Origin of the sequence: Desulfobacter sp. UBA2225 (assembly GCF_002348205.1) — a bacterium.
Taxonomy (GTDB): domain Bacteria; phylum Desulfobacterota; class Desulfobacteria; order Desulfobacterales; family Desulfobacteraceae; genus Desulfobacter; species Desulfobacter postgatei.
Genome location: NZ_DDYV01000278.1, coordinates 29,637 through 51,753, shown reverse-complemented (window position 1 = coordinate 51,753; position 22,117 = coordinate 29,637). Strand labels below are relative to the sequence as shown.

Annotated in this window: 22 protein-coding genes, 3 pseudogenes and 1 riboswitch; of the genes and pseudogenes, 9 read left to right on the top strand and 16 right to left on the bottom strand. The window is 46.7% G+C overall.

Annotation, left to right across the window (positions count from 1 at the left end; translation table 11 throughout):
- From B3D59_RS14515 to B3D59_RS14505, 3 genes are all read right to left on the bottom strand, one after another.
- Positions 1–625, bottom strand: a 625-nt coding sequence (locus tag B3D59_RS14515; RefSeq protein ID WP_286820945.1) for a trypsin-like peptidase domain-containing protein, incomplete at its 3' end; no start/stop codon positions are given.
- Between the two features lie 87 nt (positions 626–712).
- Positions 713–2,140 (bottom strand): sensor histidine kinase, encoded by a 1,428-nt coding sequence (locus tag B3D59_RS14510; RefSeq protein WP_286820943.1) that lies wholly within the window; start codon positions 2,138–2,140, stop codon positions 713–715.
- Positions 2,133–2,813, bottom strand: a complete 681-nt coding sequence (locus tag B3D59_RS14505; RefSeq protein WP_286820941.1) for a response regulator transcription factor — start codon at positions 2,811–2,813, stop codon at positions 2,133–2,135. The genes B3D59_RS14510 and B3D59_RS14505 overlap by 8 nt, the downstream gene beginning before the upstream one ends.
- A gap of 306 nt (positions 2,814–3,119) precedes the next feature.
- Here B3D59_RS14505 and B3D59_RS18340 point away from each other — a divergent pair.
- Together B3D59_RS18340 and aspA are read left to right on the top strand one after the other, a co-directional pair.
- Positions 3,120–3,455: pseudogene (locus B3D59_RS18340) on the top strand (cyclic nucleotide-binding domain-containing protein); the annotation flags it as partial.
- 72 nt (positions 3,456–3,527) lie between these two features.
- Entirely contained in the window at positions 3,528–4,982 is a 1,455-nt protein-coding gene (gene aspA, locus B3D59_RS14500) for an aspartate ammonia-lyase (RefSeq protein WP_349676899.1), read from the top strand.
- 5 nt (positions 4,983–4,987) lie between these two features.
- On the opposite strand, the gene cysK is transcribed toward aspA, so the two are convergent.
- From cysK to B3D59_RS14475, 5 genes are all read right to left on the bottom strand, one after another.
- The gene (gene cysK / locus B3D59_RS14495; protein WP_286820936.1) at positions 4,988–5,905 is read right to left on the bottom strand and encodes a cysteine synthase A; all 918 of its coding nucleotides are present in this window, start codon (positions 5,903–5,905) and stop codon (positions 4,988–4,990) included.
- On the bottom strand, positions 5,892–6,878 hold the full coding sequence (gene epsC / locus B3D59_RS14490; protein ID WP_286820935.1) for a serine O-acetyltransferase EpsC: 987 nt from the start codon (positions 6,876–6,878) through the stop codon (positions 5,892–5,894). Before epsC ends, cysK begins: the two co-directional genes overlap by 14 nt.
- 5 nt (positions 6,879–6,883) lie before the next feature.
- On the bottom strand, positions 6,884–7,276 hold the full coding sequence (locus B3D59_RS14485) for a helix-turn-helix domain-containing protein (RefSeq protein ID WP_286820930.1): 393 nt from the start codon (positions 7,274–7,276) through the stop codon (positions 6,884–6,886).
- Between the two features lie 182 nt (positions 7,277–7,458).
- On the bottom strand, positions 7,459–8,463 hold the full coding sequence (locus B3D59_RS14480; protein WP_349676898.1) for a YhdH/YhfP family quinone oxidoreductase: 1,005 nt from the start codon (positions 8,461–8,463) through the stop codon (positions 7,459–7,461).
- 58 nt (positions 8,464–8,521) lie between these two features.
- Positions 8,522–9,109 carry a TetR/AcrR family transcriptional regulator gene (locus B3D59_RS14475; RefSeq protein WP_286820927.1) on the bottom strand — a complete coding sequence of 196 codons (588 nt, stop codon included), beginning with the start codon at positions 9,107–9,109 and terminating at the stop codon, positions 8,522–8,524.
- Between the two features lie 270 nt (positions 9,110–9,379).
- Between B3D59_RS14475 and truA the strand changes: the two genes are divergently transcribed.
- Positions 9,380–10,153, top strand: coding sequence for a tRNA pseudouridine(38-40) synthase TruA (gene truA / locus B3D59_RS14470; RefSeq protein WP_286820924.1), 774 nt, complete (start codon positions 9,380–9,382; stop codon positions 10,151–10,153).
- Here truA and B3D59_RS14465 read toward each other — a convergent pair.
- From B3D59_RS14465 to B3D59_RS14440, 6 genes and pseudogenes are all read right to left on the bottom strand, one after another.
- The gene (locus tag B3D59_RS14465) at positions 10,147–10,266 is read right to left on the bottom strand and encodes a hypothetical protein (protein WP_286820914.1); all 120 of its coding nucleotides are present in this window, start codon (positions 10,264–10,266) and stop codon (positions 10,147–10,149) included. The genes truA and B3D59_RS14465 overlap by 7 nt on opposite strands.
- A gap of 272 nt (positions 10,267–10,538) precedes the next feature.
- Positions 10,539–10,745, bottom strand: a pseudogene (locus B3D59_RS14460) (chloride channel protein); the annotation flags it as partial.
- Positions 10,746–10,800: 55 nt separating this feature from the next.
- Positions 10,801–11,247 (bottom strand): annotated as a pseudogene (locus B3D59_RS18335) (chloride channel protein).
- Positions 11,159–11,668, bottom strand: coding sequence for a hypothetical protein (locus B3D59_RS14450; protein WP_286820959.1), 510 nt, complete (start codon positions 11,666–11,668; stop codon positions 11,159–11,161). The pseudogene B3D59_RS18335 and the gene B3D59_RS14450 overlap by 89 nt, the downstream one beginning before the upstream one ends.
- 11 nt (positions 11,669–11,679) lie before the next feature.
- On the bottom strand, positions 11,680–12,993 hold the full coding sequence (locus B3D59_RS14445) for an aminotransferase class I/II-fold pyridoxal phosphate-dependent enzyme (RefSeq protein ID WP_286820910.1): 1,314 nt from the start codon (positions 12,991–12,993) through the stop codon (positions 11,680–11,682).
- A 140-nt stretch (positions 12,994–13,133) separates the two neighbouring features.
- Entirely contained in the window at positions 13,134–13,406 is a 273-nt protein-coding gene (locus B3D59_RS14440) for a PxxKW family cysteine-rich protein (RefSeq protein WP_286820908.1), read from the bottom strand.
- 276 nt (positions 13,407–13,682) lie between these two features.
- Between B3D59_RS14440 and B3D59_RS14435 the strand changes: the two genes are divergently transcribed.
- Positions 13,683–14,666, top strand: a complete 984-nt coding sequence (locus B3D59_RS14435; protein ID WP_286820902.1) for a KpsF/GutQ family sugar-phosphate isomerase — start codon at positions 13,683–13,685, stop codon at positions 14,664–14,666.
- Positions 14,663–15,985, top strand: a complete 1,323-nt coding sequence (locus B3D59_RS14430; RefSeq protein WP_286820900.1) for an ATP-dependent 6-phosphofructokinase — start codon at positions 14,663–14,665, stop codon at positions 15,983–15,985. The genes B3D59_RS14435 and B3D59_RS14430 overlap by 4 nt, the downstream gene beginning before the upstream one ends.
- Here B3D59_RS14430 and B3D59_RS14425 read toward each other — a convergent pair.
- Both B3D59_RS14425 and miaA read right to left on the bottom strand, forming a co-directional pair.
- The gene (locus B3D59_RS14425) at positions 15,975–17,534 is read right to left on the bottom strand and encodes a penicillin-binding protein activator (protein ID WP_286820896.1); all 1,560 of its coding nucleotides are present in this window, start codon (positions 17,532–17,534) and stop codon (positions 15,975–15,977) included. The two genes, B3D59_RS14430 and B3D59_RS14425, sit on opposite strands and share 11 nt — an antisense overlap.
- Positions 17,535–17,610: 76 nt before the next feature.
- On the bottom strand, positions 17,611–18,522 hold the full coding sequence (gene miaA, locus B3D59_RS14420; protein WP_286820891.1) for a tRNA (adenosine(37)-N6)-dimethylallyltransferase MiaA: 912 nt from the start codon (positions 18,520–18,522) through the stop codon (positions 17,611–17,613).
- A gap of 401 nt (positions 18,523–18,923) precedes the next feature.
- Between miaA and B3D59_RS14415 the strand changes: the two genes are divergently transcribed.
- The 4 genes from B3D59_RS14415 to B3D59_RS14400 form a co-directional block, all read left to right on the top strand.
- Positions 18,924–19,241, top strand: coding sequence for a TusE/DsrC/DsvC family sulfur relay protein (locus tag B3D59_RS14415; protein WP_004072426.1), 318 nt, complete (start codon positions 18,924–18,926; stop codon positions 19,239–19,241).
- Positions 19,242–19,343: 102 nt separating this feature from the next.
- Positions 19,344–19,796: an AsnC family transcriptional regulator gene (locus tag B3D59_RS14410; protein ID WP_004072425.1), complete on the top strand. Its 453-nt coding sequence runs from the start codon at positions 19,344–19,346 to the stop codon at positions 19,794–19,796.
- Positions 19,797–19,886: 90 nt separating this feature from the next.
- Positions 19,887–20,690: a nitrilase-related carbon-nitrogen hydrolase gene (locus B3D59_RS14405; RefSeq protein WP_286820884.1), complete on the top strand. Its 804-nt coding sequence runs from the start codon at positions 19,887–19,889 to the stop codon at positions 20,688–20,690.
- 325 nt (positions 20,691–21,015) lie between these two features.
- Positions 21,016–21,100: riboswitch (cyclic di-GMP riboswitch) on the top strand.
- Positions 21,101–21,291: 191 nt separating this feature from the next.
- The coding region (locus B3D59_RS14400) for a FlgD immunoglobulin-like domain containing protein (protein ID WP_286820881.1) at positions 21,292–22,117 on the top strand (826 nt) is incomplete at its 3' end.

Here is a 22,117-nt window from a genome sequence, read left to right as displayed (position 1 = left end):
TCTGGATGAAATCATCATAGGGGCCGGAACCGATCATCCTGCCCTTGGCTGAAACGATGCCGGCGGTCACTGTTTGCTCAAGACCAAAGGGAGAACCGATGGCCACGACCCAGGAGCCGACCTGGGCATTCTTGGAGGATCCGAATTTCAAGGGTTTCAGCTCCTTGGCATCAATCTTTATCAATGCAAGGTCTGTTACAGGGTCTGCGCCAATGATCCGGGCATCATATTCCTGGTCATTATGAAGGATAACCTTAATCTGATCCGCATCTTTAATCACATGATTATTGGTCACAATGTATCCTGCCTTATCAATAATAAAGCCTGATCCAAGGCTGCTTTCCGTACGATTCCTCGGCAACCCCTCAAATGGACTGAAAAAATCCTCCAACCCCGGCTGGTTCCCGAACGGAGAACCAAAAAAATGCCGAAAGACCCGGCCGCCCCCCTTGATTGTCTTTACTGTCTGGATATTGACCACACCAGGTTTGGCCTGTTCGGCCAGTTGTGAAAAATTTACCGGAACCATTTGGGGTTGCGCACCTGACAGTGCCGGGAAGGCCCAAAGGCCAAAAAACATCAGACATAGAGTAATCCTTCTGATTTTTTTATCCACAGGTCTCATTTTTTATATCTCCTTTAAAATTATATTAATGTATTTCAAAAGGTTCCTTTATGGACGTAAACAAAGAATAAAACACAAAGATAATTTTTAAATGATCTCAAAATTACGATGCGGTAATATTACGATAAAGATACTTCCCCCATCTTCACCGGGTTGCACTGAAATTGATCCGGCGTGCTGTTCTATAATTGTTTTGGCAAGACTTAAACCAAGCCCTGTACCCGGCGTTGTCCTGGAAGATTCTTCCCTGAAAAACCGCTCAAAGATCTTTTCACGATTTTGTGGATCAATACCGGGCCCTGAATCTTTAATTTGAATTTCAACCAGCTCTTTGCCCCAGGTCTGCAGCGTCAAATGAACACTGCCTTTTTCAGGGGTATATTTGATGGCATTATCAATCAGATTGGCAAAGGCACGCTGGAGCATTCCGGCATCCCCCTGTATCCACAATGCCTTTTCGACCTGCTGGGTAAAGGTAATCTGCTTGTCTTCAGCCAAGGGGACAAACAGATCCCAGGCGTCAAGGATCATTGCACTTAAATCCACGGGTACGCATTCAAATTCAGCCTCCCCTGCCTCAGCCCGGGAGATCACCAGCATGGTGTTGATCATGTCCAGCAGACGGTCTGATTCTTCAATGGTGTTGGCCGCCATAGTCCGGTAGGACTCGATATCCCCCGGGGTCTCCTGAATCAAAGCCAGTTCGGCAAATCCCCGGATCCGAGTCAGCGGACTTTTAAGGTCATGGGCAATATTATCGGACATCTCCCGCATACTTTTTACCAGGGCTGAAATCCGGTCCAGCATCCGGTTAAATGTCACAGCCAGAAGATCAAGCTCGTCCCGGCTGCCGGATTCAGGGACCCGTTCATTCAGATTGGATCCTGTTATGGTGCTCGCTGTGGCCCTGATGGCCGCAACACCGTAGAGGGCCTCCCGGGATAAAAACATGCCCGAAACCGCTGAAAATAAAATCACAAACCCCATGGAAATGGAAAATATTTTCTTAAAGCCCGATAAAAACCGGGAATATGCATTCATGGCAAGACCGGTATGTAAAATAACATTGGAAGCCACAAAGGTATACATCATTCTGGCTTTCTGTTCCTGGCCTGCAATGTGAACCGTATTAAACACCGTAATCCGGGAATTCATCAGCCGGTCCACCATGTCCTTATCTATTCGAACATCTTTCCAGTAGGACATGGAAGAAGATGCAAAGACCTCGCCTGTGGGGTAGAGCAGCCTGAAAAAAATCTGCTTTTCCCCTGCCGCCTGGGCTTCAATCACGGCCAGATTCTGGGCCCCAACAATTCCGCCTCGGCTGATAACCGTACGAAAATATCCCGCCTTGTCCATGAGTTCCTGATCCACCTGGTTCATGATGGTCTGGGTGGCAAGAAAATAGAACAGGCCAAACGCCACACAGGATGAGATGGAAAAAACACCTGCATACCATACCGTCAGACGAAAGGCGATGCTCCTGAAAAAACCGGTGCGGAAAAACTCAGGCATCTTCCGCCTTTAATACATAACCGGCCCCCCGGACCGTATGAATAAGCTTGCTTGAATATCCCTTGTCTATCTTATCCCGCAATCGGCAGATACGGGCTTCCACCACATTGGTCATGGGGTCGAAATTATAATTCCAGACATGTTCCATGATCATGGTTTTGGAGACCACCCGCTCGCGGTTGCGCACCAGATATGCCAGCAGGGAAAATTCCAGGGGCTGCAGTTCGATAAACTTATCTCCTCTTCTGACCTGACGTTTGACAATATCCACACTTAAATCCGCATACGACAGGGAGACGGGTTCGGTGCTGTTTCCGGCCCGGCGGATAAGTGCCTGGACCCTGGCCAGCAACTCTGAAAAAGAAAAGGGTTTAGTCAGGTAGTCATCCGCCCCGGCCTCAAGGCCTTTTACCCGGTCCCCCACCCTGCCCCGGGCGCTAAGTACGATAATGGGTGTATTTTTGCCACTGGCCCGCAATTTTTCTATGAGGGCAAACCCATCCATACCCGGCAGCATGATATCGATGATCAGGGTATCAAAATCCGCACCTATCGCCATATCCAGGCCGTCCGGTCCTGTACCGGCCACATCCACGGCAAACCCGGATGCCTTTAGCCCCTTTTCAACAAACCTGGCTATTTTTTCATCATCTTCAACCAAAAGCAGTCTCATGGCCTATCCTACTTTAGGGGTAATATTGATAAATGCCCTGCGACCGGGCACTTCAAACCAGAGCTCTTTTCTGTAATGCTTCATAAATTTGTCCTTGGTACGTTGGGTTATTGTGTTCTTTTGAAAGACGGGTTAAAATCAATAGTCGATAAAAATATTATTATACCCCCTTACGGATTAATCAATACCGGGACTATTTTTTTGCTTCTTTGTGGTAACATAATTTTGGTGAGTTACTCAGGAACGTAAAAAATACGTTCTCCAATTTCCCCTGCTCCTTATCGCAGTTATTGGTAGGAAAATTTCATGTTGATAAAACAAAATATTATCAAGCTGGCCGCAAAAGCCACAGGTATCACTGAAAAGGATCTTTCAAATTTTTTCACCGAAGGCCGGGAGCAGGTGTATCGGTCCAATGAATGGATATTCCACGAATCAACGCCCCGAAGATGGGCTGGTATTATCCTTGAGGGAGAAGTGGAACTGGTGCGTGGACTGCATGGATCTTCACGCAAAGTTGGGTCCATGGCTGCGGGATCCATGATCAGTGAAAGCGCTTTTCTGGGAGATGATTCCCACGGCAATGGTGCGTTTACCCGAAACGGTGTGAAGATCTGGCAGATATCACGGGAAAAAATTGATGCATTTAGAGAAACTGAGCCCGATCTTTTTTACAGGATCGTTTCCCGGATTGCAGTCAGCATTAATCGACGCATGCGCATACTTAACGATAAACTTTTTCAAAACAAGAAAACTGATGACACGGTCACAAGCGGATTTCGCCTGGAACATGACTCCCTGGGAACACGTGACATTTCCAATGATGTATATTATGGCGTGCAGACCCAACGCGCCATGGAAAATTTTGCCATCTCCGGCATACATATCAATAATTTTGAACACATGATCGAAGCGCTGGCCATGGTCAAAAAGGCTGCGGCCATGGCCAATCATGAATTGGGCAGGATTGATCAGGCCAGGATGGAAGCCATAGCCCAGGCCTGTGATGAAATTCTGTACGGCAAACTGCACGACCAGTTCACCGTTGACATGTTTCAGGGCGGTGCCGGCACCTCCACCAATATGAACGCCAACGAAGTGATTGCCAATCGCGGTCTGGAAATCTTGGGTTATAATAAAGGCGAGTATCAATATCTGCATCCCAATGATCATGTTAATTGCTCCCAATCCACCAATGACATCTACCCAACAGCGATAAAACTGGCGGTACTGCTCGCCAAAAAAAATCTGGTCCACGCAATGGAAAAACTGCGCAATTCGCTGGAAAGAAAGGCTGAAGCGTTTAAAGACGTATTGAAGATGGGACGCACTGAGAATCAGGATGCCGTTCCCATGACCCTGGGGCAGGAATTCAGCGCCTATGCGGTTATGATTGACAGCGCCATCAATTCCATCGAACAGGCAGCCGAGGCATTTCGGGATGTTAACATGGGGGCAACAGCCATTGGTACAGGCATAAACAGTCCGCCAGGTTATGCCACTCTGGTGGTTAAGAAGCTTACCCAGGTCAGCGGTTTTCAGTTGCGAAGGGCCAAGAACCTGGTGGAGGCCACCCAGAATGCCGGCATTTTTGTCCACATGTCTGCCAATCTCAAACTTGCGGCTGTACAGATTTCAAAAATCTGTAATGATCTGCGCTGGCTCTCTTCCGGTCCCCGCTGTGGTCTGAATGAAATTAATCTGCCCCCCATGCAGCCTGGATCTTCCATTATGCCGGGCAAGGTAAATCCGGTTATCCCGGAATTGATGAACCAGATCTGTTATCAGGTCATGGGATACGATATGGTTGTATCCATGGCAGCGGAATCGAGTGAATTGGAGCTGTGTATGGCCGAGCCAATCATTGCCTTTGATCTGCTGCACGGCATGATGATCCTTAAAAACGGCTGTATCACGCTGGTTGCACGCTGCATTGAGGGCATTGAAGCGAACCGTGATATATGCCAACATTATGTTCAGACCAGCATCGGATTGGTCACGGCCTTGGTTCCGATAATCGGTTATGAACAGTCAGCATCCATTGCAAAGGAAGCGCTCAAAACAGGTGGGAGTGTATATGACCTGGTTTTGAAGAAAGGGCTGCTTACCCGAGCGCAACTGGATGACATGCTGCGCCCGGAAAACATGACCGACCCCAGGGAAATTTAAAGCAATTACAGCTCGAACAGGTTCGTGCTGATATAACGTTCCCCCGTGTCACATACTATAAAAACAATGTTTTTCCCGGGATGCTGCAGACCTATCTGAAAGGCCGCATGGAAATTGGCGCCGGATGAGATGCCGCAAAGAATTGCACAGGATTTGGCAAGTATTCTGGCACCAGTGATGGCATCTTCTCCTTTGACTGGAAAAATATGGTCGACGATCTCCCTGTTCAGGTTAGCCGGCACAAAACCCGCACCAATCCCCTGTATGGCGTGGGGGGCGGCTTTCCCTCCGGAGAGAACCGGAGACTCAGCCGGTTCCACGGCAACGGACATAAGACCAGGTTTTTTGTCCTTGATATATTCCGTCACCCCGCTGATGGTGCCGCCGGTACCTACCCCTGCCACAAAGATATCAACCCGACCTTGTGTTGCCTCCCAGATCTCAGGACCGGTAGTGATCCGGTGGGTAGCCGGGTTGGCAGGATTTGAGAACTGGTCGGGCATATATGTATTTTCGTGGGTTGCTACCATCTCGGTCGCTTTGTCCACGGCACCCTGCATGCCAAGGTGTCCCGGGGTCAGAATCAGTTGTGCCCCTAAATGACGCAACAATTTTTGGCGTTCCAGACTCATGGTTTCCGGCATGGTCAAAACAAGCTTCAGCCCCTTTATACAGGCCACAAACGCCAGAGCAATACCGGTATTCCCTGAAGTTGGTTCCACGATCAGTGTTTCCGGTTCGATCTGTCCACTTTTCAGGCCTGCTTCAATCATGGCAAGACCAATCCGGTCCTTAACGCTGCCAAGTGGATTGAAATACTCCAGTTTGGCGAACAGGTGTGCCCCGCATTTCCGAGAGTGTGTTTCTATATAAACCAGCGGGGTGTTACCACAAGCCTGGGTAATGTCCTTAATCGCCTTCACTTACCGCCTCCTTTCTTTGCTTGTTTTTAATAATCAGGCGGGGCTCTTCCATAAAAATTTTGGTATCTGCCGGAACAGAGTGTGTGATCCATACGTTTCCACCCACAACGGATCGTGCTCCGATAATGGTGTCGCCACCGAGCACGGTGGCCCCGGAGTAGATAATTACATCATCTTCAATGGTGGGGTGCCGCTTGGCCCAGCGCAACTTTTCTCCGGCATCCCTGGGCAGGGACAACGCACCGATGGTGACATTCTGGTAAATACGCACATTTTCACCGATCACAGATGTTTCCCCGATGACAACGCCGGTGCCGTGGTCAATGACAAAACGCTCACCAATGGTGGCACCCGGGTGAATATCAATACCGGTCAGGCTGTGGGCCAATTCCGACATAATCCTGGGCAACTGGGGAATATCAAGTTGATGAAGGATCTTGGCGACCCGGTAAACCGTGATGGCATACAGCCCCGGATATGAAAAAATAATTTCATCGTAGCTTTTAGCGGCCGGATCACCGTCATAGGCGGCCCTTACATCGGCGGCCAGTATCTTTCGCAGAGCCGGAATCTGTTCGATCACCGTGAACGCAGCCTCATTGCCCCGGCGTTCACACTCCGAACAGACCCTGTCAAATCTTAGACAGTCATGGCGAAGCACATGGATGATCTGACTGGAGAGGATGTCGTAAAGCCGTGTGATTTCCCGGCCCACATGGTAGATCTGGTTAACACTGTCCACTTTTTCCTTTGAAAAATATCCGGGAAACAAAATATTTCTCAATTTTTCAATCATATCCCTGACCGAGGTGGAAAAATGGATGGGTTCATCACCAATGTGGGCAAAGCATTCCGGATCATCCAATGTATTGATGATCCGGTCAATGACTCCGGGAAGGGCAGTTCTTTGAACATTCCGGGTCTGTGTGCCCACACATCGACACAGATTTTCTTTTTTATTTGGCAAACTCATTTTTTTTACCCCCCATGCATCTCATCAAACAACGCCACGAACACATCACAATTTCGGCACGTTTCCATTTTCTTATCCCAGGAATCGTGGGTTTTACCCTCGCACCGGGTACCGTTGATAAACCAGCACATATCCCCGGATTGAAATTCATAGGCTGGGCACCGGGTCATATGCTCTTCCGGGCAATTCAAAAGGTCCCAGCACTTTTTTTTCTCACCGGTCCGCTGCAAGATACGGGAGACCAGGAAATAGACATGCCGCTCCACATGGCCCGGGATTTTGCGCCATCCCTGCTCATAGCTGTGTATTGCTTTAATGGATACACCCAAAAGCTGGGCCATCTCTTTCTGGGTACGCCCTAAACGAGATCTGAATATTTTAAATTCATTGCTTTCCATATGTTCTTTCCACAAAATAATTAAGCTTACCAGTTAAGTTATGCCACAATGTGGTGGTTGTCAAACATTCAGAAAATCATTGAAGGGATTATTGCCATTTCATCATTAAAAAAGGGGACTGCAAATCAAGAACCCCGGGTCATCGGCCTTGATCCGTGACCCGGCGTGGTTTGGTTTTACCGTTAAGACTGCATATGCACAATCACGCGCCCCTTATTGCCGCCTGTGAGCATTTTGTCAATCCGCTGGTCCAGCTCATTGAGCGTAATCTCTTCTACAACCGTTTCCATTTGAGTAATTTGCCATTCCTTTGAAAGCTTCTCCCAGGCATTTCGCCGAACCGCCATGGGGCAATTCTGTGAATCAATCCCCACCAAAGTGACACCACGGAGAATAAAGGGGTAAACATTGATGGGCAGCTCCGGAGAGGCAACGTTTCCGCAGGTGGTCACCACGCCGTTGGCGTTCATGGATTTAATGGTCGTGGCCAGGATATCACCGCCCACAGCATCGATGCCTCCGGCCCAACGTTGGGAAAGCATTGGTCGGCCGCTGGTATCCACGGCATCCTCAATGGCGATGATACGCTGGGCGCCAATGGATTTCAGGTAATCGGACCGGTCTGTTCTGCCGTTAACGGCAGCCAAGGTATAGCCCTGTTTGGCCAAAATCGATACGGCAATGCTGCCGACACCGCCGGTGGCCCCGGACACCAAAATTTCACCATGCTCCGGCAGCACGCCATGGTTAACCAGTTGCAGTATGGACAAGGCGGCTGTAAATCCGGCCGTGCCGTAGCACATGGCCTGCCGCAGACTCAGGCCATCGGGTAGAGGGACCACCCATCCGGCCGGAACACGTATATACTGCCCAAACCCCCCGGCCGTATTCATCCCGAGATCATAACTGGTGACAATGACCTGGTCACCGATTTTAAAGGCGGAATCCGTACTTTCCTCCACTATACCTGCGGCATCAATTCCGGGTGTATGGGGGTATTTCCTGGTAACGCCCTTATTTCCACTGGCCGAAAGCGCATCCTTATAGTTCAGTGAAGAATAATAAACTTTAACAAGCACATTCCCTTCAGGCAGATCCCTTATCTGGCGCTGAACGATTTCACGGCGATATTGTTTATTCCCTGCTTCCGAAACCACCATGGCCTTGAATGATTTTTCCATCATCATAGATCTCCTTTATGGCCTTCTCATCGAAGGCTCTTAATAATAACTGCCCATGGGCATTTTATGTTATGCATAGATTATCAAGGTATGCGGCAAGGGCCCCCATGGCCCTATCCAAATTTGGTTTGGACTTGTCCGCGGTATACATGACACAGGCGCCTAACAACCCGGAAAACACAACCTCAACCGCCCCATCAATATCCACACTCTCTTTCAGCGCTCCGGCCAACCGTTCCTGTTCAAGGAAACGCCTGAGCATGGATTTAAACCTGCCAAAGCCGTCACTCACCTCGGCGGCCAGATGAGGGCATTGGTCACTGAGTTCCACGGTCAGATTGATGAAAATGCATCCGCCCGGGAAATTAGCGCTGTCAGCCAGGTAATGGTCTTTATAGTTGGTCAGAATATGTTTAATTTTATCCACAGGCCGTTCAATGGTTTCCACACCGGCCAAATTTCGTTCCCGCCAAATTTTACGGGCCTGGCGGAGTACTTCTAAAAACAATTGCTCTTTGTTTTTGAAATGATTATAAAGCCCCCCTTTGGATGTCCCCACTGCATTTATAATGTTTGCCGTTGATGTGGCCATGAACCCTTTGGTTGAAAACTGACGTAATGCCTCAAATATAATTTTATCTTTAAGCTGCATATTATTTCCTCAACAAAAACACAAGGGAGACCGGTCGGTCTGTCATCAGAGACTGTAAACCAACGCCCTGTAATTTTCAAGAAAAAATATATTCGTCCCTAATTTTACCAAAGTTGAAATTTCTGGAGAGCCATGGGTTCGAATTGACAAACATGATTGGGCAGATTATTTGTATGTCCAAATATCCAGAATATGAGAAGAAAAATATGGAACCATCTGAAGATAATTTTCTGGATGCTTGTCTCTTTTTTTTAAAAAAGGCCATACTGCATGATGCCTAAGACAGTTGAAAGTCCGGATAACCCGACAAAAAATTTCAAAATTATAGTGGCCTATGACGGTACCGATTTTTTCGGGTGGCAGCGCCAGACTGATAAACCCACCATCCAGGGGGAACTTGAACGTATAGCATCCATGATTCTAAACCAGGACATTAAGATTCATGGGTCCGGACGTACGGACGCAGGCGTTCATGCCCGGGCCCAGGTGGCCCATTTCCATGCAAATACCCGTCTTGCCCCTGATATCATTCAAAAAGGGATGAACAGCCTTATGTCCGCGCCCATCGTGATCCATGACTGCCGGCTTGCAGCGCCTGATTTCCATGCCCAGTACCATGTTCGTTCCAAAGAGTACCGCTATTACATATTAAACAGAGAAATTCCCGCTGCCATTGGTCGGAATTATCTGTGGCATGTCAAACCGTACTTGGATATTGATATTATGAATCAGTGTTGTGAATGCCTTGTGGGCGAACACGATTTTAAAGCCTTTGAAAATACCGGCAGCCCCAGATCTTCCACCGTAAGAACGGTTTTCAGTGCAAGCTGGGCAAACAAGCCTTACGATCGGCTGGAATTTTGTATCTGTGCCACAGGATTTTTAAAAAACATGGTCAGAAATATAGTGGGTACCCTCAAAGATGCCGGCACAGGACGGATCAATCCGGAAACGTTCAACCAGATTCTTTGTTCATGTGAACGCCCCCGTGCCGGGGCGACTGCTCCGGCGAAGGGGCTGTTTCTACATCAGGTAAACTATTGACAACGATCCAGTGTTTGGGATTCCCGGATCCTCGCCACATGAAGGTTATAGTAGGCAATAATGTCACGGCGGTAAAGCATGCCGATAAATTTACCCGGATCTTTCTCATCCACCACAGGCAGCGCATCAATGTTTTTCTTTGTAAGTTTAATACTTGTTTAAACTGGCTGAAAGGCATGTCCTGATTCAGGCATCTGACGTTTTTGATCAAATATTTGAGTTTTTCCACTTTGATGGTCTGAAGAATATCTATCATGAATTCTCCGGCATGGAGCGGCGAGTCAACCCGCGACTTTACCTGATTTTCATAAATCGACCATTTTGTGGCCAAAAGATAACACACCGAGCAGACCAGAAGACTTGGCAGCAGAAGGTGATAGGAATTGGTCATCTCACTGACGAATATAATGGTGGATATTGGGGTGTTGGACACAGCCGTGAAAAAACCTGCCATACCAACGATGACAAAGGCGCCCGGCTGGGTTACGACCGTGGGCAGCAATATATGAAAAAACTGCCCGACTGCCCCGCCCATGGGACCGCCGATGACAACCGAAGGTCCGAAGACACCGCCTGATCCGCCGGAACCAATGGAAAAAGAGGTGGTAAAAATTTTCCCAGGGCCAGTCCTAAAAGCACTGGGATGGTCAACTGGTTAAAAAATGGCCTCCTGGGCCATGCCGTATCCGAAGGCCAGGGTATAGGGCAGAAAAAAAATCGATAATTCCGGTCATAAGCCCGCCGATTGCAGGCTTGATATGGTTTGGAATTTTCAGCTTCCGGAACAGTTTTGTGGTCCCGTAGAACACCTTAATATATAATAAAATGCCGGTGAGGACCAGAACCACGGCAAGGGCAAGGTAGGGACCAAGTTGCAGCGGGTTTTAAAATTTAAAGGCCGGAGACTCAAAAAGCGACCCCCATCCAAAAACCAGACAAAATGTGCAATAAGCCACCACAGAGGAAATCCCTGCCGGAATAATGACCGAAGACTCAAAATCAGGATCACGGTAGAGCACTTCTGCGGCAAAAAGAGCGCCTGCCAGGGGCGCTCTGAATATACTTCCCACACCGGCACAGATGCCCGCGGCCATCATGATGCACCGTTCCCGTTCGGACAAGTTGAACCTGGTGGCCAGGAAAGAACCGAATCCCCCCCGATCTGGGCAATGGGGCCTTCCCTGCCCCCTGAGCCCCCGTGGTCAGTGTGATGGTGGAGGCAATGGTTTTGATAATTGGAATCCGTGCCCGGATAATGCCGCCCAACGCAGGTAAAAATAACAGCACCCACTTGTTGAACGGTGTATCGGTGTGGGGGCACAGCAGCAGATGTTCACCGGCGGAGCCTTCGAGCCGATATCCGGCCATCATATCCATGAAATAGTGCATACCAAGGCCGCACAGATAATGGAACAGAATCGCCCCAAGGCCTGACATGACGCCTATCAGAACAAAATAGAACACCCATTTTCCGGCATACTTAACATCAACATCTTTTTTTCTGCTTAAATTCATTTAAAACGGTTTTACGTTCTCAGATCATTAATCCCTGAAAGAACAATGTCAAATAAAGTTTTCACATCCTTTTCCTCCAGGCATGAAAACGCCACCCGAAGATTGTCTTCTCCAATGGAGATCAGACCGGTGCCATAGTTGTCAAGCAGATGAAGCCTTAACGCTTCTGCATTCACACCCTTAACACGAATGCACAGGAAATATCCTGAATTAAACGGATAAACATCGAATCCGTCTGCGTATTTGGGATCTTTCAGCACCTCTTTGATGGCCATAGCCCGGGATTTGAGCAGGTTAAATTTCTCCTGTTTGAGATTCTTATAATTTTCATCTTCCATCGATTTGATGAGAATGGTCTGACTTAAATGCGAACAATTTGAGATATTGCCCCGGATGCATCCGCCGGTCTTTTTTTCTAAAGCCTCATAAACCCCTTCAAGGTTGGTGTCTGCGGCAACCCCGTAAGTGATAAACCCGGTTCTGAAGCCCATTACATAATCTTCCTTGGTCGGCCCGTCTAGCTTAACAGCCAGAAGCCGATTCGTTTTACCGGCAATTTTGGCAAACAAGGACTGTTTAAATGTCTCCTGTTCGAAAAACAGTCCAAAATAGGCGTCATCACAGGCTACCACCACATTGGTACCCTTTTGTGCCACATCAATGAGAATTTCTGCAACACGGTCAGCCTCCTTCTCGTTCAGGGCATACCCGGTTGGGTTGTGAGGGAAATTCAGCATGGTAATAATCTTGTCATTAAGTGCAGCCTGTTCCCTGATAACACGCTCAAAATCATCCAGATTAAAACGGGTCAATGCATCGTCATAGGATTTATATGTAACAAACCGGGCACTATTGCGGACACGGAAGATCATGTTATAGTTGCCCCATAACATGTCGGGCATAACAATAACATCATCGGCATCTACCCACATGTCCGAGAATATGGAAACACCGTGGGTAATGCCGGATGTGACTATGGGCAGACTGACGACAGTTCCCTCAAGTGAAGGATTTTTAACATACATCTCCTTAAGCCATTTATTTCGCAGTGCCGGTAACCCGAATGAGGAAGCATAGGGCAGGTAATCATCCGGTTCAATTTCTGTGATGTATTTGGTCACGCAAGTAAGACTTAGAACGCAGCTTCCCTGCCTTGCGATACCGATGGTGGCGTTGACCTTGTTTGCTTTTTCCTTTGCCTCAGCGCTCTGGGTTAAAATACCTTTTGGGAAAAATAGTTTTTTTCCCATGTTAGAGAGCATTTCATATACATGGGGGGCGCCTTGCTTAATGGTGTTATTCAATTCCTGGGCAATGGGATTCATGATTTAACCTGTATATTAAAATATTATCCAAATTCAATTAAGATGAATGTGGCACCTAAAAAAAGAAAAAACCCTGCAGCCAGACCTCAAGGAAGTCCAAGGAAAACTGCAGAGTTTTTACGTACATTGAATCGGCTGTGCTATCTTCGTTTGGATGCCTTGATGGGGTTAAGTTTCTGTTTTTTGGTTTCGGTAGCGGTTTTAACATGGGTGGCCATGTTGCAGGTTCCGTTTTTCCATTTCAGGGACGGATCAGGTGCGGCAGTACAGTAAACGCCGGTGGGAAACTCGGCACTTTTCTGGCACCCTTTACATTCATCAATAATCGGAAGGCAGTTGCCTTCGTTATAGCTGCAGCCTTTGGCGGTCATGAAAACACACTCCTGACCTTCTCTAACAGTTGTACAAATCATAATCGTCTTCCTGTTCTTATTTTTATATCATTTGACATTAGTATTTAATATTCAAAACAAAACCGATTTTATATAAACCGGGAAAAATAAACCGTAACCAATTATCATAATGGTCCTTCAATTGTCAACCAATTCTTTTTAAACACATATTTGTTCGACGGCATATTAGGGTTCTGTCCCTTGTGGGCAGGTCTTTTCTGATGTATAACATGAAAACGTAATACGCCATAACCTTAAATATATCCAGTCAAAAACAATAGTAATCCGGGAAAACCAATGATCATAGACGATGCTGTTGAAGTTCTTAAAATCGAAGCCCAGTCGCTTCTGGACCTTATTGAAAAATTAAATATGGATTTTCAAACCCTTGTCAATGCAATCTGCAATGCAAAAGGGCGGGTAATTATTTCTGGAATCGGAAAATCCGGCTTAATCGGAAGAAAAATTGCCGCCACCTTAAGCAGCACAGGAACCAATGCCATGTTCCTTCATCCGGTTGAGGCGGTTCACGGCGACCTTGGCATGGTGGGTCGTGATGATATATTCATTGCCATCTCAAATTCCGGTGAAACCGGGGAACTCAACCAGCTTTTGCCGGTGATCCGGGAGGTGGGCTGCAGGATTGCAGGCTTTACGGGAAAGCCTGAATCCACGATGGCTGGATTCTGCGACATGATCATAAACACCGGCGTAAAAAAAGAGGCCTGCCCTTTAAATATGGCGCCGACCTGTTCAACCACGGCCCAGCTAGCCATGGGGGATGCCCTGGCTGTTGCCCTGATAAAAAAGAAAAATTTTAAAAAGGCCGATTTCATGCGTTCCCATCCCGGCGGTGCACTGGGACAGCGTCTGTCAGGTAAGGTTAGCGAACTGATGCTTGAAAAATCAGGCGTGCCTTTTGTGCGAACAGGTGCCACCATGGCCCAGGCCCTTGCCTGCATGGATATTCATCGCCTGGGTGCTGTTGTTATACTTGATTCGGGTGACAAACTTATGGGAATACTTACTGACGGAGATGTCCGGCACTGGCTTGCAAAAGGGGGAGGCACAGCCGATACCCTGCTTGTGGACGAAGTGATGACCCGCTCCCCAAGGCATCTATCCCCCGATTCTTATCTGTATGATGCCCTTAATCTAATGGAAAAATATGAAATTACGGTTTTGCCTATCCTTGGGGAGAAAGGCTGTCTTAAAGGATTGTTGCATCTCCACGATATCCTGGGAAAGGGAACCTTTAAATTTAATGGAGGCAATCAATGAAAAAGATGAACATCAACACCACTATTTCCGTTTTAGGTCCTGCCCGGATTCCATCCCCACTAACTTCCCAGGGGGTGACCCGTGATGGTAAAACCCGGTTCATGAAAGATGAGTACAGGATCAGCGTTGATGTCAGGGTTGACCGTATTGCCGGAGAAAACAAAGACAGTCTGCTGAGTTTTGAACAGGCCGGCCCCCGGGAAAAAATTTACTTTGACCCCAGCAAACTTAAGTGTGCGGTGGTCACCTGCGGGGGGCTGTGTCCTGGACTGAACGACATTATCCGGTCGCTGGTGCTTGAATTGTACCATGTGTATGGCGTCAAAACTATTTATGGTATTCGCCACGGGCTACAGGGATTTATCCCTAAATACGGCCATGAACTGATTGAACTTAACCCTGAACGGGTATCAGGCATCCAGAATACCGGTGGGTCAATGCTGGGCTCTTCGCGGGGGGGACAGGATATCGGGGAAATTGTGGACTGTCTGGAACGTATAGGGGTGGGGCTGCTTTTCATGGTGGGAGGCGACGGGACATTAATGGCCTCCAAGGCCATTGGAGATGAAATTTTAAACCGCGGATTGAAGATTTCCGTGGTTGGCATTCCAAAAACCATTGATAATGATATCTTCCTGGTTTCTCGTTCCTTTGGCTTTGATTCAGCCGTAGACGTGGCCACCCTGGCAATCAAGGGAGCCCATAACGAAGCCGAAGCCTATCCCAACGGCATCGGCCTGATCAAGCTCATGGGCAGGCATGCGGGATTTCTGGCCGCCACGGCAGCCCTTGCCCAACCTGACGCCAATTTTGTGCTTATTCCCGAAGAGGAGATACTGCTGCATGGGGAAAACGGGCTTTTGGCTGCTGTGGAGCGGCGTCTGGCCCTAAGAAGGCATGCAGTGATCATTGTCGCCGAAGGGGCTGGCCAAAATTTTTTTGATGACAAGGATATTGAGCATGATGCCTCGGGAAATCTAAAGCTCAAGGATATCGGTCTATTTTTAAAGACAGAAATCAGCACCTATTTTAAATCCAAAAACATCCCAATCTCTTTAAAGTACATTGATCCATCCTACATCATCCGCAGTCTGCCGGCGAATGCCAATGACTCGGTGTTCTGCGGACTTCTGGCAAGGGATGCCGTACATGCGGGCATGGCCGGAAAAACCAATCTGCTTATCAGCTTCTGGAATAATAATTATGTGCATATACCCATGGATGCCTCAGCCGGACAGCGCAAAAAGATTGATCCGTCAGGCAAGCTATGGCAGTCGGTTCTTGAATCCACAGGCCAGAATTTGCTGTTTAACGGTTGATTTCGACAAACTGATCATCCTTCACGGTAATCAGAAACAACTCCTTTTGCGGGGTGCCGGTCTCGTCAAATTGCGTGCGGCCGGTGGCCCCGTCAAAAACAAAATTCCCTTGTAAAACTTCCTTAAGTTGTTTCCCTGAATTAACGTCGTCGGCATTGGCTGCCCTGAACAGAATTTGGGCCGTATCATAGGCAATGGCCTCAAGGAAGCCCGGGGATTCCTGATATAACTCCTTGAATGCCTTATCAAACCATGCGCTTTCAGGATTGGCGCTGCCGGAAAAATATCCGTCGCAGATGACGGCATTTCTATTATACCTTCGGGTCTCTTTTAAAAGGCTGTCCTCATGCCACAGGTTGGTCCCCAACAGGGTAAAGCCCCGGGCGTCATGGTAGACAAGCTGGGGGAGTATCAGATTTATTCTGGACACCGAATCGGGAATAAACAATGCCTGGGGAGTTAACCCGGTGTTCCGGATCAAGTTTTTGATGGAATCTGAAAAATCAGTTTTGCTGCCGTCGTATGCCTGGACTGCGGTTAATTGGCCTCCAAACCCATCGACCATCTCCTTAAACACCTGCATATATCGGTGTCCATACGGATCGTCAGGATATAGGACAGCCGCACTTCTCAGCCCCAGTTCATGAAAGATATAGGCACCCAAGGCCTGAACCTGCATTTCAGGGGTTATGAAATTTGTAAATATATAATCCCCATATTTGGGAAATTCAGTTTTCTGGGTCAGGGCCATCATTGGAATACCAAGGGCCTGAGCCTTATCCGCCACTTGCTTTGAAACAAAAATAGGACCCAGAATGGAAAAAACATTCTCCTTTCCAAGCTGGTCTACACACATGGCAGCCTGTTGGGGATCAGACATACTGTCCTTGACCACAATGCTTAAATCCTTGATACCGAATTCAGATAACCGGGTCAGGGAAAGCTCTATTCCTTTCATGGCCTTTTGTCCGTAAAGTTTATATCTTCCGGACAAGGGCAGAATAACGCCTAGTTTCTTTTTGTCAAAGGATCTGGCACCCATGCCTGCCAAAAGTTCCTTTATCTGCGCGCTCCTGGGATGATCGGGATATCTTTCAAGGAAAGCATTCAAGACCATTGCAGCATTGGCATAATCTTCGTGCTGGGCAAATCTGTAACCCTCCCAGTAGTCTAAAATATCCCGGGGAAGAGAAAGATTTTTTATGTCTGAAAATTTCCGAATCTCTACAGGGTCTGTTTTTGATAAAAGTCTTTCAATATCATCAAGGATAATCTTTTTAAAATAAATATATTGGCCTGTCTCAAGTTTTTGGGTGAGATTAAAGGCATAATTGTATATGACCAGGGCATCCTGGACAGCGCCTTGTTCGCTTAAAATTCTGGCCTGACTGATAAGTTCAGGGACAGTTTCCTGCGGGGCTACAGATTTTTGTACCGGCTTAGGAAAAGAAGGGAGTGGAATGACATGTTTGGAACATCCGCAAAAAAAAGAAAGCGCAATTAAAATACAAACAGAAATTACAAATTTTATGTGTGTTGTGTAAGTCATAAAGCTACCATTTTTAGGGTCTTGTTGTTTAAAACCGTCTCTTTATAAAAAGATTCAATATTATCAAACCAGGAGGTTATGTCAAAAAGTCTTTTGCCGTTTGAATGGCTTTTTCCGTCTCTTCGGCATTAATCCAAATCAGATTCTTTTCCTTGTTAAACCAGGTAAACTGGCGCTTGGCATATCTGCGGGTATCGCGTTTAAGCAACCGGACGGCCTCTTCAAGGCTTATGTCTCCTTTTATATACATCCCCATATGCCGGTAGCCGATGGACTGCATGGATTTCAATTCCAGGGAATACCCCTGGTTTAGAAGATTTTTCACCTCATCAAGCAGACCCTGGGCCATCATCATATCCACCCGCTGATTAATCCGGTCATATAATAGTTTTCGGTCCATATGAAGGCCAAAGGTAAGGCTTTGGTATCGGTCTGACTTGAAATCATGGGTCTGCCGGCACTGGGAAATGGGAACCCCTGTGGTTAAAAACACTTCAAGCGCCCTTACAATTCTGAATCCGTCATTGGGATGAATCTTTTCTGCAACCTTTGGATCACATTTTGTCAATCGCTCATGAAGAGCCGGTGCCCCCTTTTCCTCAAGGGCCTGATTCAGTTTTTCAAGGGTTGCCGGGCAAGCCGGTTTCCCTCTGAACAGCCCGTGGAGTAAGGCCCTGATATAAAGCCCTGTCCCGCCGGCGACCAAAGGCACCCGACCCCGTTTTGCAATGTCGGAAATAGCCTGGTCTGCCAGGACAGTAAAACTTTTTGCATCAAAATTTTCCGCCGGATCAAGAAAGTCAACCAGATGATGTACGGCAAGCCGCCTTTCCCTTTCATCGGGTTTGGCAGTCCCAACATTCATATATTTATAGATCTGCATGGAATCTGCACCAACAATTTCGCCATTCAGTTCCTGGGCCAGGGCAATGGCAAAGCCTGTTTTTCCGATGCCAGTGGGGCCGCATATGGTAATAATTTTTGTCATGCAAAAATAGTTTTTATTTCTCAAATATTGTATATAAAGGGGTTATTATTATACCAACTAAGGTTGACAATATTCAGCGAAACGTTTTATATCATGGTTTTTAAAAAATGAGAATTAATTAAAGCTTTTACATACGCGATTGATTCGAAAGTGAACTGATGTGCAAGGATAGGCTTATTTTTACACTTGAACAGGTTAATTTGACCCCAAATAGTATTAACCACGCAGGGTTCGGATACATTTTTTTTTACCGAACGGCTGCTATTCTTTGTTGACAAGGATACAATGCTGAGATAAGGTAAGCTTCCAATTGTAAAAGTGACTTTGATAGTGAAGACGGTTTGTCTTAAGATTAGGTTAAACGAGCAGGTATAACAAACTTTTTTAGGAGGATTGATTAAATGGCAACACTTGAATTCAATGGAAAAACATTCGAGATAGATGAAGACGGATTTCTTCTTGACTACAATATGTACAATGAAGAATGGGTAGAATATGTAAAAGGCCAGGAAGGCATCGACGAGATGACTGAGGAACACTGGCAGCTTGTTAAAGTTCTCCAAGACTACTACGAGAAAAACGGCATTGCCCCCATGGTTCGTGTTCTTTCCAAGCTCACAAAGTTCAAACTGAAACACATCTATGAACTGTTCCCCTCCGGACCAGGTAAAGGCGCCTGCAAGATGGCCGGTCTTCCGAAACCGACCGGTTGTGTATAGTTAAAAAATATTTTAAGTTTTTAACTTAATATTGATAAAGGCCCTGTTTAAAACTAAACAGGGCCTTTATCTTTTTTTACAATTTTGGAAGCTTTCCACCCAATGATAGAAGACCAGACAAGCAAAGACATACTTAACCGGATTCAGGCTGACTTCCCTATTCATCCAAGGCCCTACAAGGTTTTAGCCGAAGAACTGGGGCTAAGTGAAGACCAGCTCATCGATAGAATAGAGCAAATGAAACAGGAGATGATCATCCGCAGAATCGGAGGAAATTTCAGTCCCGACCGTTTAGGTTTTTATTCCACCCTGTGTGCGGCCCGGGTGGAACCTGATAAAATTGAACTGTTCACTAGGACCGTTAATGCCTTCAGCGGCGTTACCCATAATTATCAAAGAAATCATCAGTACAATATCTGGTTTACGTTTATTGCGCCTTCAGTTCAAGAAATTAAAGAACGACTTGAAACCATTTCACAAAAAACCGGAGTGACCGAAATTCTCAACCTGCCGGCCACCCATGTATTTAAAATAGCAGCTAATTTTAAAGTCTGACCTGTTCATGAAACTGGAGACAAGAAACAAGAAACAAGAGAATGAGGCGCCTGCGGCGTCCATTTTAGCCCTGAATTGTTGTGGGTTATTATGCAAAACATCCGTGTGACCCTGGTCATCCAGAACTGCCCTGTGAACCGGTTTGCGCACAATCTTGCCCTGACGGTCAAAAACATTTCTGATGCGGCACAGCAGAACTGTGATTTTGTTGTGTTCCCTGAAATGAACCTTACAGGTTATGCCCCGGCAGATATAAGTAATGCCGTTGCCCTTGATTCCGGATGGATGGATGAGTTGAATCGGCTTGCACAAAAATACAATATCGCGATACTAACCGGACTTGTTGAAAAGGCGGCGTCTAAAAAAATCTATGGCACCCACCTGGTGTTTCGCCCGGATCAGTCCGTGGCCAGGTACAGAAAAATTCATTTGTCTCCATTTGAAGCACCCTATTTCAGCTGTGGAGATGATGTAAAGGTCTTTAAATTCAAAGGGGTGCATTTCGGAATCCAGCTTTGTTACGACGCCCATTTCCCGGAATTATCCACGGCCATGGCATTAAAAAAGGCGGATATTATTTTTATTCCCCATGCGTCTCCACGGGGAACGCCTGAAGAAAAAAGCGCATCCTGGAAGCGCCATTTAACGGCACGGGCATTTGATAATGCCGTGTTTGTGGCAGCGGTTAATCAGGTCGGCGAAAATGATGCAGGGCTTAATTTCCCCGGAATATCCATGATGCTTGGCCCTGACGGATTTTTGGCAGGTGAAAATGTAGCATACGAAAATAAAATGCACACCTATATACTGGACATGTCGGTACTTGAACAGATCCGCACCCATAAAATGAGGTATTTTTTACCCAACCGGCGGGCCAATCTTATTGAAGAATAGGCCTTCTTCATTAAAACCATGAAGCGCATGAAGGACATGAAGATTGATTCCCGGCATATATTCTTCATGCGCTTTATGTCCTTCATGGCTATCACAATATTGAAATATGAATCTTTTACACAAATTATAACAAATACTTCCCAAACTAAAATATCATGAGAAAATAATTTCCTAAGAGGAGTCCTTAGTTTTCCGAATATGCTAATGGGGTTGCCTGGCGAAAATATTCTTATGGTTTGAAATAATAAGCTTTTTCAGCCCGACTTTATTTGTTTGATATTTGTTTATCAAATTCGGTATGAAGATTGCTTATTTTTTCGAAAAAAATAGAAAATACCAAACCTGTTGTGAAGCAGGGACGGAAAGCCACGGGTCTTAAAGTTGTATCAATAGAAAGCCGGGTTGCCTTTTGAAGGGTGACTCGGTTTTTGTTTTTATGGAGGGTAAAGGAAAACCCTCTGTTTTTTTAAATGGGGAATCAAGGAAAGCGAAATAAAAATAAACGAGGAAAACTCGGCCAGGGTGTATTTATTATGCGGTTGATCCAGAGGGCGTCATTGGAAGAGATCTGTTAATTTCAGGGTGATAAGGAGGAGCAGAAATGAAGATGTATAAGCTTTTATTGGTGGTCGTAGTATCTTTTTTTATATCCGCAGCAGCCCAGGCTGAAACTAAAGTAACCTCTATTTCTGTCGATCCCGGCACCATAAATCCTTTTAAGAATGAAACGGTCACTTTTGAGGTTTCGGCTACCCCTGATATCAACAACATAGAAATCAGAATTCTTTCCTCTGACTATTCCACGGTAATTCGAAGCGGTCTCACACTTACAGAAACAGAACCCGGCATTTATACCGTAAGCTGGGACGGGACCAACAATTCAAATGCCCTGGTCACTGCTGGTGAATATGCTGTTAGGGTTTTCAACATTGGTACGACAACGTTTATTGGCCCTTGGAACAGCATTGCCGTCGAGGGTTTATCCATTGAACCGGAGCATTTCATTCCCACAGGCACCAATGCAGCCGAAATCACGGTCGAGGCAGAGCCGGGCCAGGAAGGGCTGAAATTATATTTCTCCGGCAATTCGTACTCGTATTGGCGCGACAGCAGCGGAAACTCATATCTTCCCTTGACCGAGACCAGCACCCCAGGTGTCTACACCGCCGACTGGGACGCTGTCACTTACTACTATAATCCCCCTAGGATCATGATGGATGGGACCTACACTATTTACGTTTATGATTCAGCAAATAACCAGCTTCCCACAACCGGTCAGATTACCTTAGCAAGTGTCTCTTCGATTACCGCCTCACCGATGCAGTTCAACCCAACAGCAGGTGAAACCAGTATAGCGACCGTAACCGCAGCTGCCGGGCTTAACCTTGAGCTGCAGGTAACCCGGTACAATTCAGGCGTATATGAAA

What these genes read in the sequence shown, in the direction of transcription:
- B3D59_RS14510 (WP_286820943.1), bottom strand. Translation starts at nt 2,140, where the DNA reads ATGCCTGAGTTTTTCCGCACCGGTTTTTTCAGGAGCATCGCCTTTCGT.
- B3D59_RS14505 (WP_286820941.1), bottom strand. Translation starts at nt 2,813, where the DNA reads ATGAGACTGCTTTTGGTTGAAGATGATGAAAAAATAGCCAGGTTTGTT.
- aspA (WP_349676899.1), top strand. Translation starts at nt 3,528, where the DNA reads ATGCGCATACTTAACGATAAACTTTTTCAAAACAAGAAAACTGATGAC.
- epsC (WP_286820935.1), bottom strand. Translation starts at nt 6,878, where the DNA reads ATGAGTTTGCCAAATAAAAAAGAAAATCTGTGTCGATGTGTGGGCACA.
- B3D59_RS14485 (WP_286820930.1), bottom strand. Translation starts at nt 7,276, where the DNA reads ATGGAAAGCAATGAATTTAAAATATTCAGATCTCGTTTAGGGCGTACC.
- B3D59_RS14480 (WP_349676898.1), bottom strand. Translation starts at nt 8,463, where the DNA reads ATGATGATGGAAAAATCATTCAAGGCCATGGTGGTTTCGGAAGCAGGG.
- B3D59_RS14475 (WP_286820927.1), bottom strand. Translation starts at nt 9,109, where the DNA reads ATGCAGCTTAAAGATAAAATTATATTTGAGGCATTACGTCAGTTTTCA.
- truA (WP_286820924.1), top strand. Translation starts at nt 9,380, where the DNA reads ATGATGCCTAAGACAGTTGAAAGTCCGGATAACCCGACAAAAAATTTC.
- B3D59_RS14450 (WP_286820959.1), bottom strand. Translation starts at nt 11,668, where the DNA reads ATGAATTTAAGCAGAAAAAAAGATGTTGATGTTAAGTATGCCGGAAAA.
- B3D59_RS14445 (WP_286820910.1), bottom strand. Translation starts at nt 12,993, where the DNA reads ATGAATCCCATTGCCCAGGAATTGAATAACACCATTAAGCAAGGCGCC.
- B3D59_RS14440 (WP_286820908.1), bottom strand. Translation starts at nt 13,406, where the DNA reads ATGATTTGTACAACTGTTAGAGAAGGTCAGGAGTGTGTTTTCATGACC.
- B3D59_RS14435 (WP_286820902.1), top strand. Translation starts at nt 13,683, where the DNA reads ATGATCATAGACGATGCTGTTGAAGTTCTTAAAATCGAAGCCCAGTCG.
- B3D59_RS14430 (WP_286820900.1), top strand. Translation starts at nt 14,663, where the DNA reads ATGAAAAAGATGAACATCAACACCACTATTTCCGTTTTAGGTCCTGCC.
- B3D59_RS14425 (WP_286820896.1), bottom strand. Translation starts at nt 17,534, where the DNA reads ATGACTTACACAACACACATAAAATTTGTAATTTCTGTTTGTATTTTA.
- miaA (WP_286820891.1), bottom strand. Translation starts at nt 18,522, where the DNA reads ATGACAAAAATTATTACCATATGCGGCCCCACTGGCATCGGAAAAACA.
- B3D59_RS14415 (WP_004072426.1), top strand. Translation starts at nt 18,924, where the DNA reads ATGGCAACACTTGAATTCAATGGAAAAACATTCGAGATAGATGAAGAC.
- B3D59_RS14410 (WP_004072425.1), top strand. Translation starts at nt 19,344, where the DNA reads ATGATAGAAGACCAGACAAGCAAAGACATACTTAACCGGATTCAGGCT.
- B3D59_RS14405 (WP_286820884.1), top strand. Translation starts at nt 19,887, where the DNA reads ATGCAAAACATCCGTGTGACCCTGGTCATCCAGAACTGCCCTGTGAAC.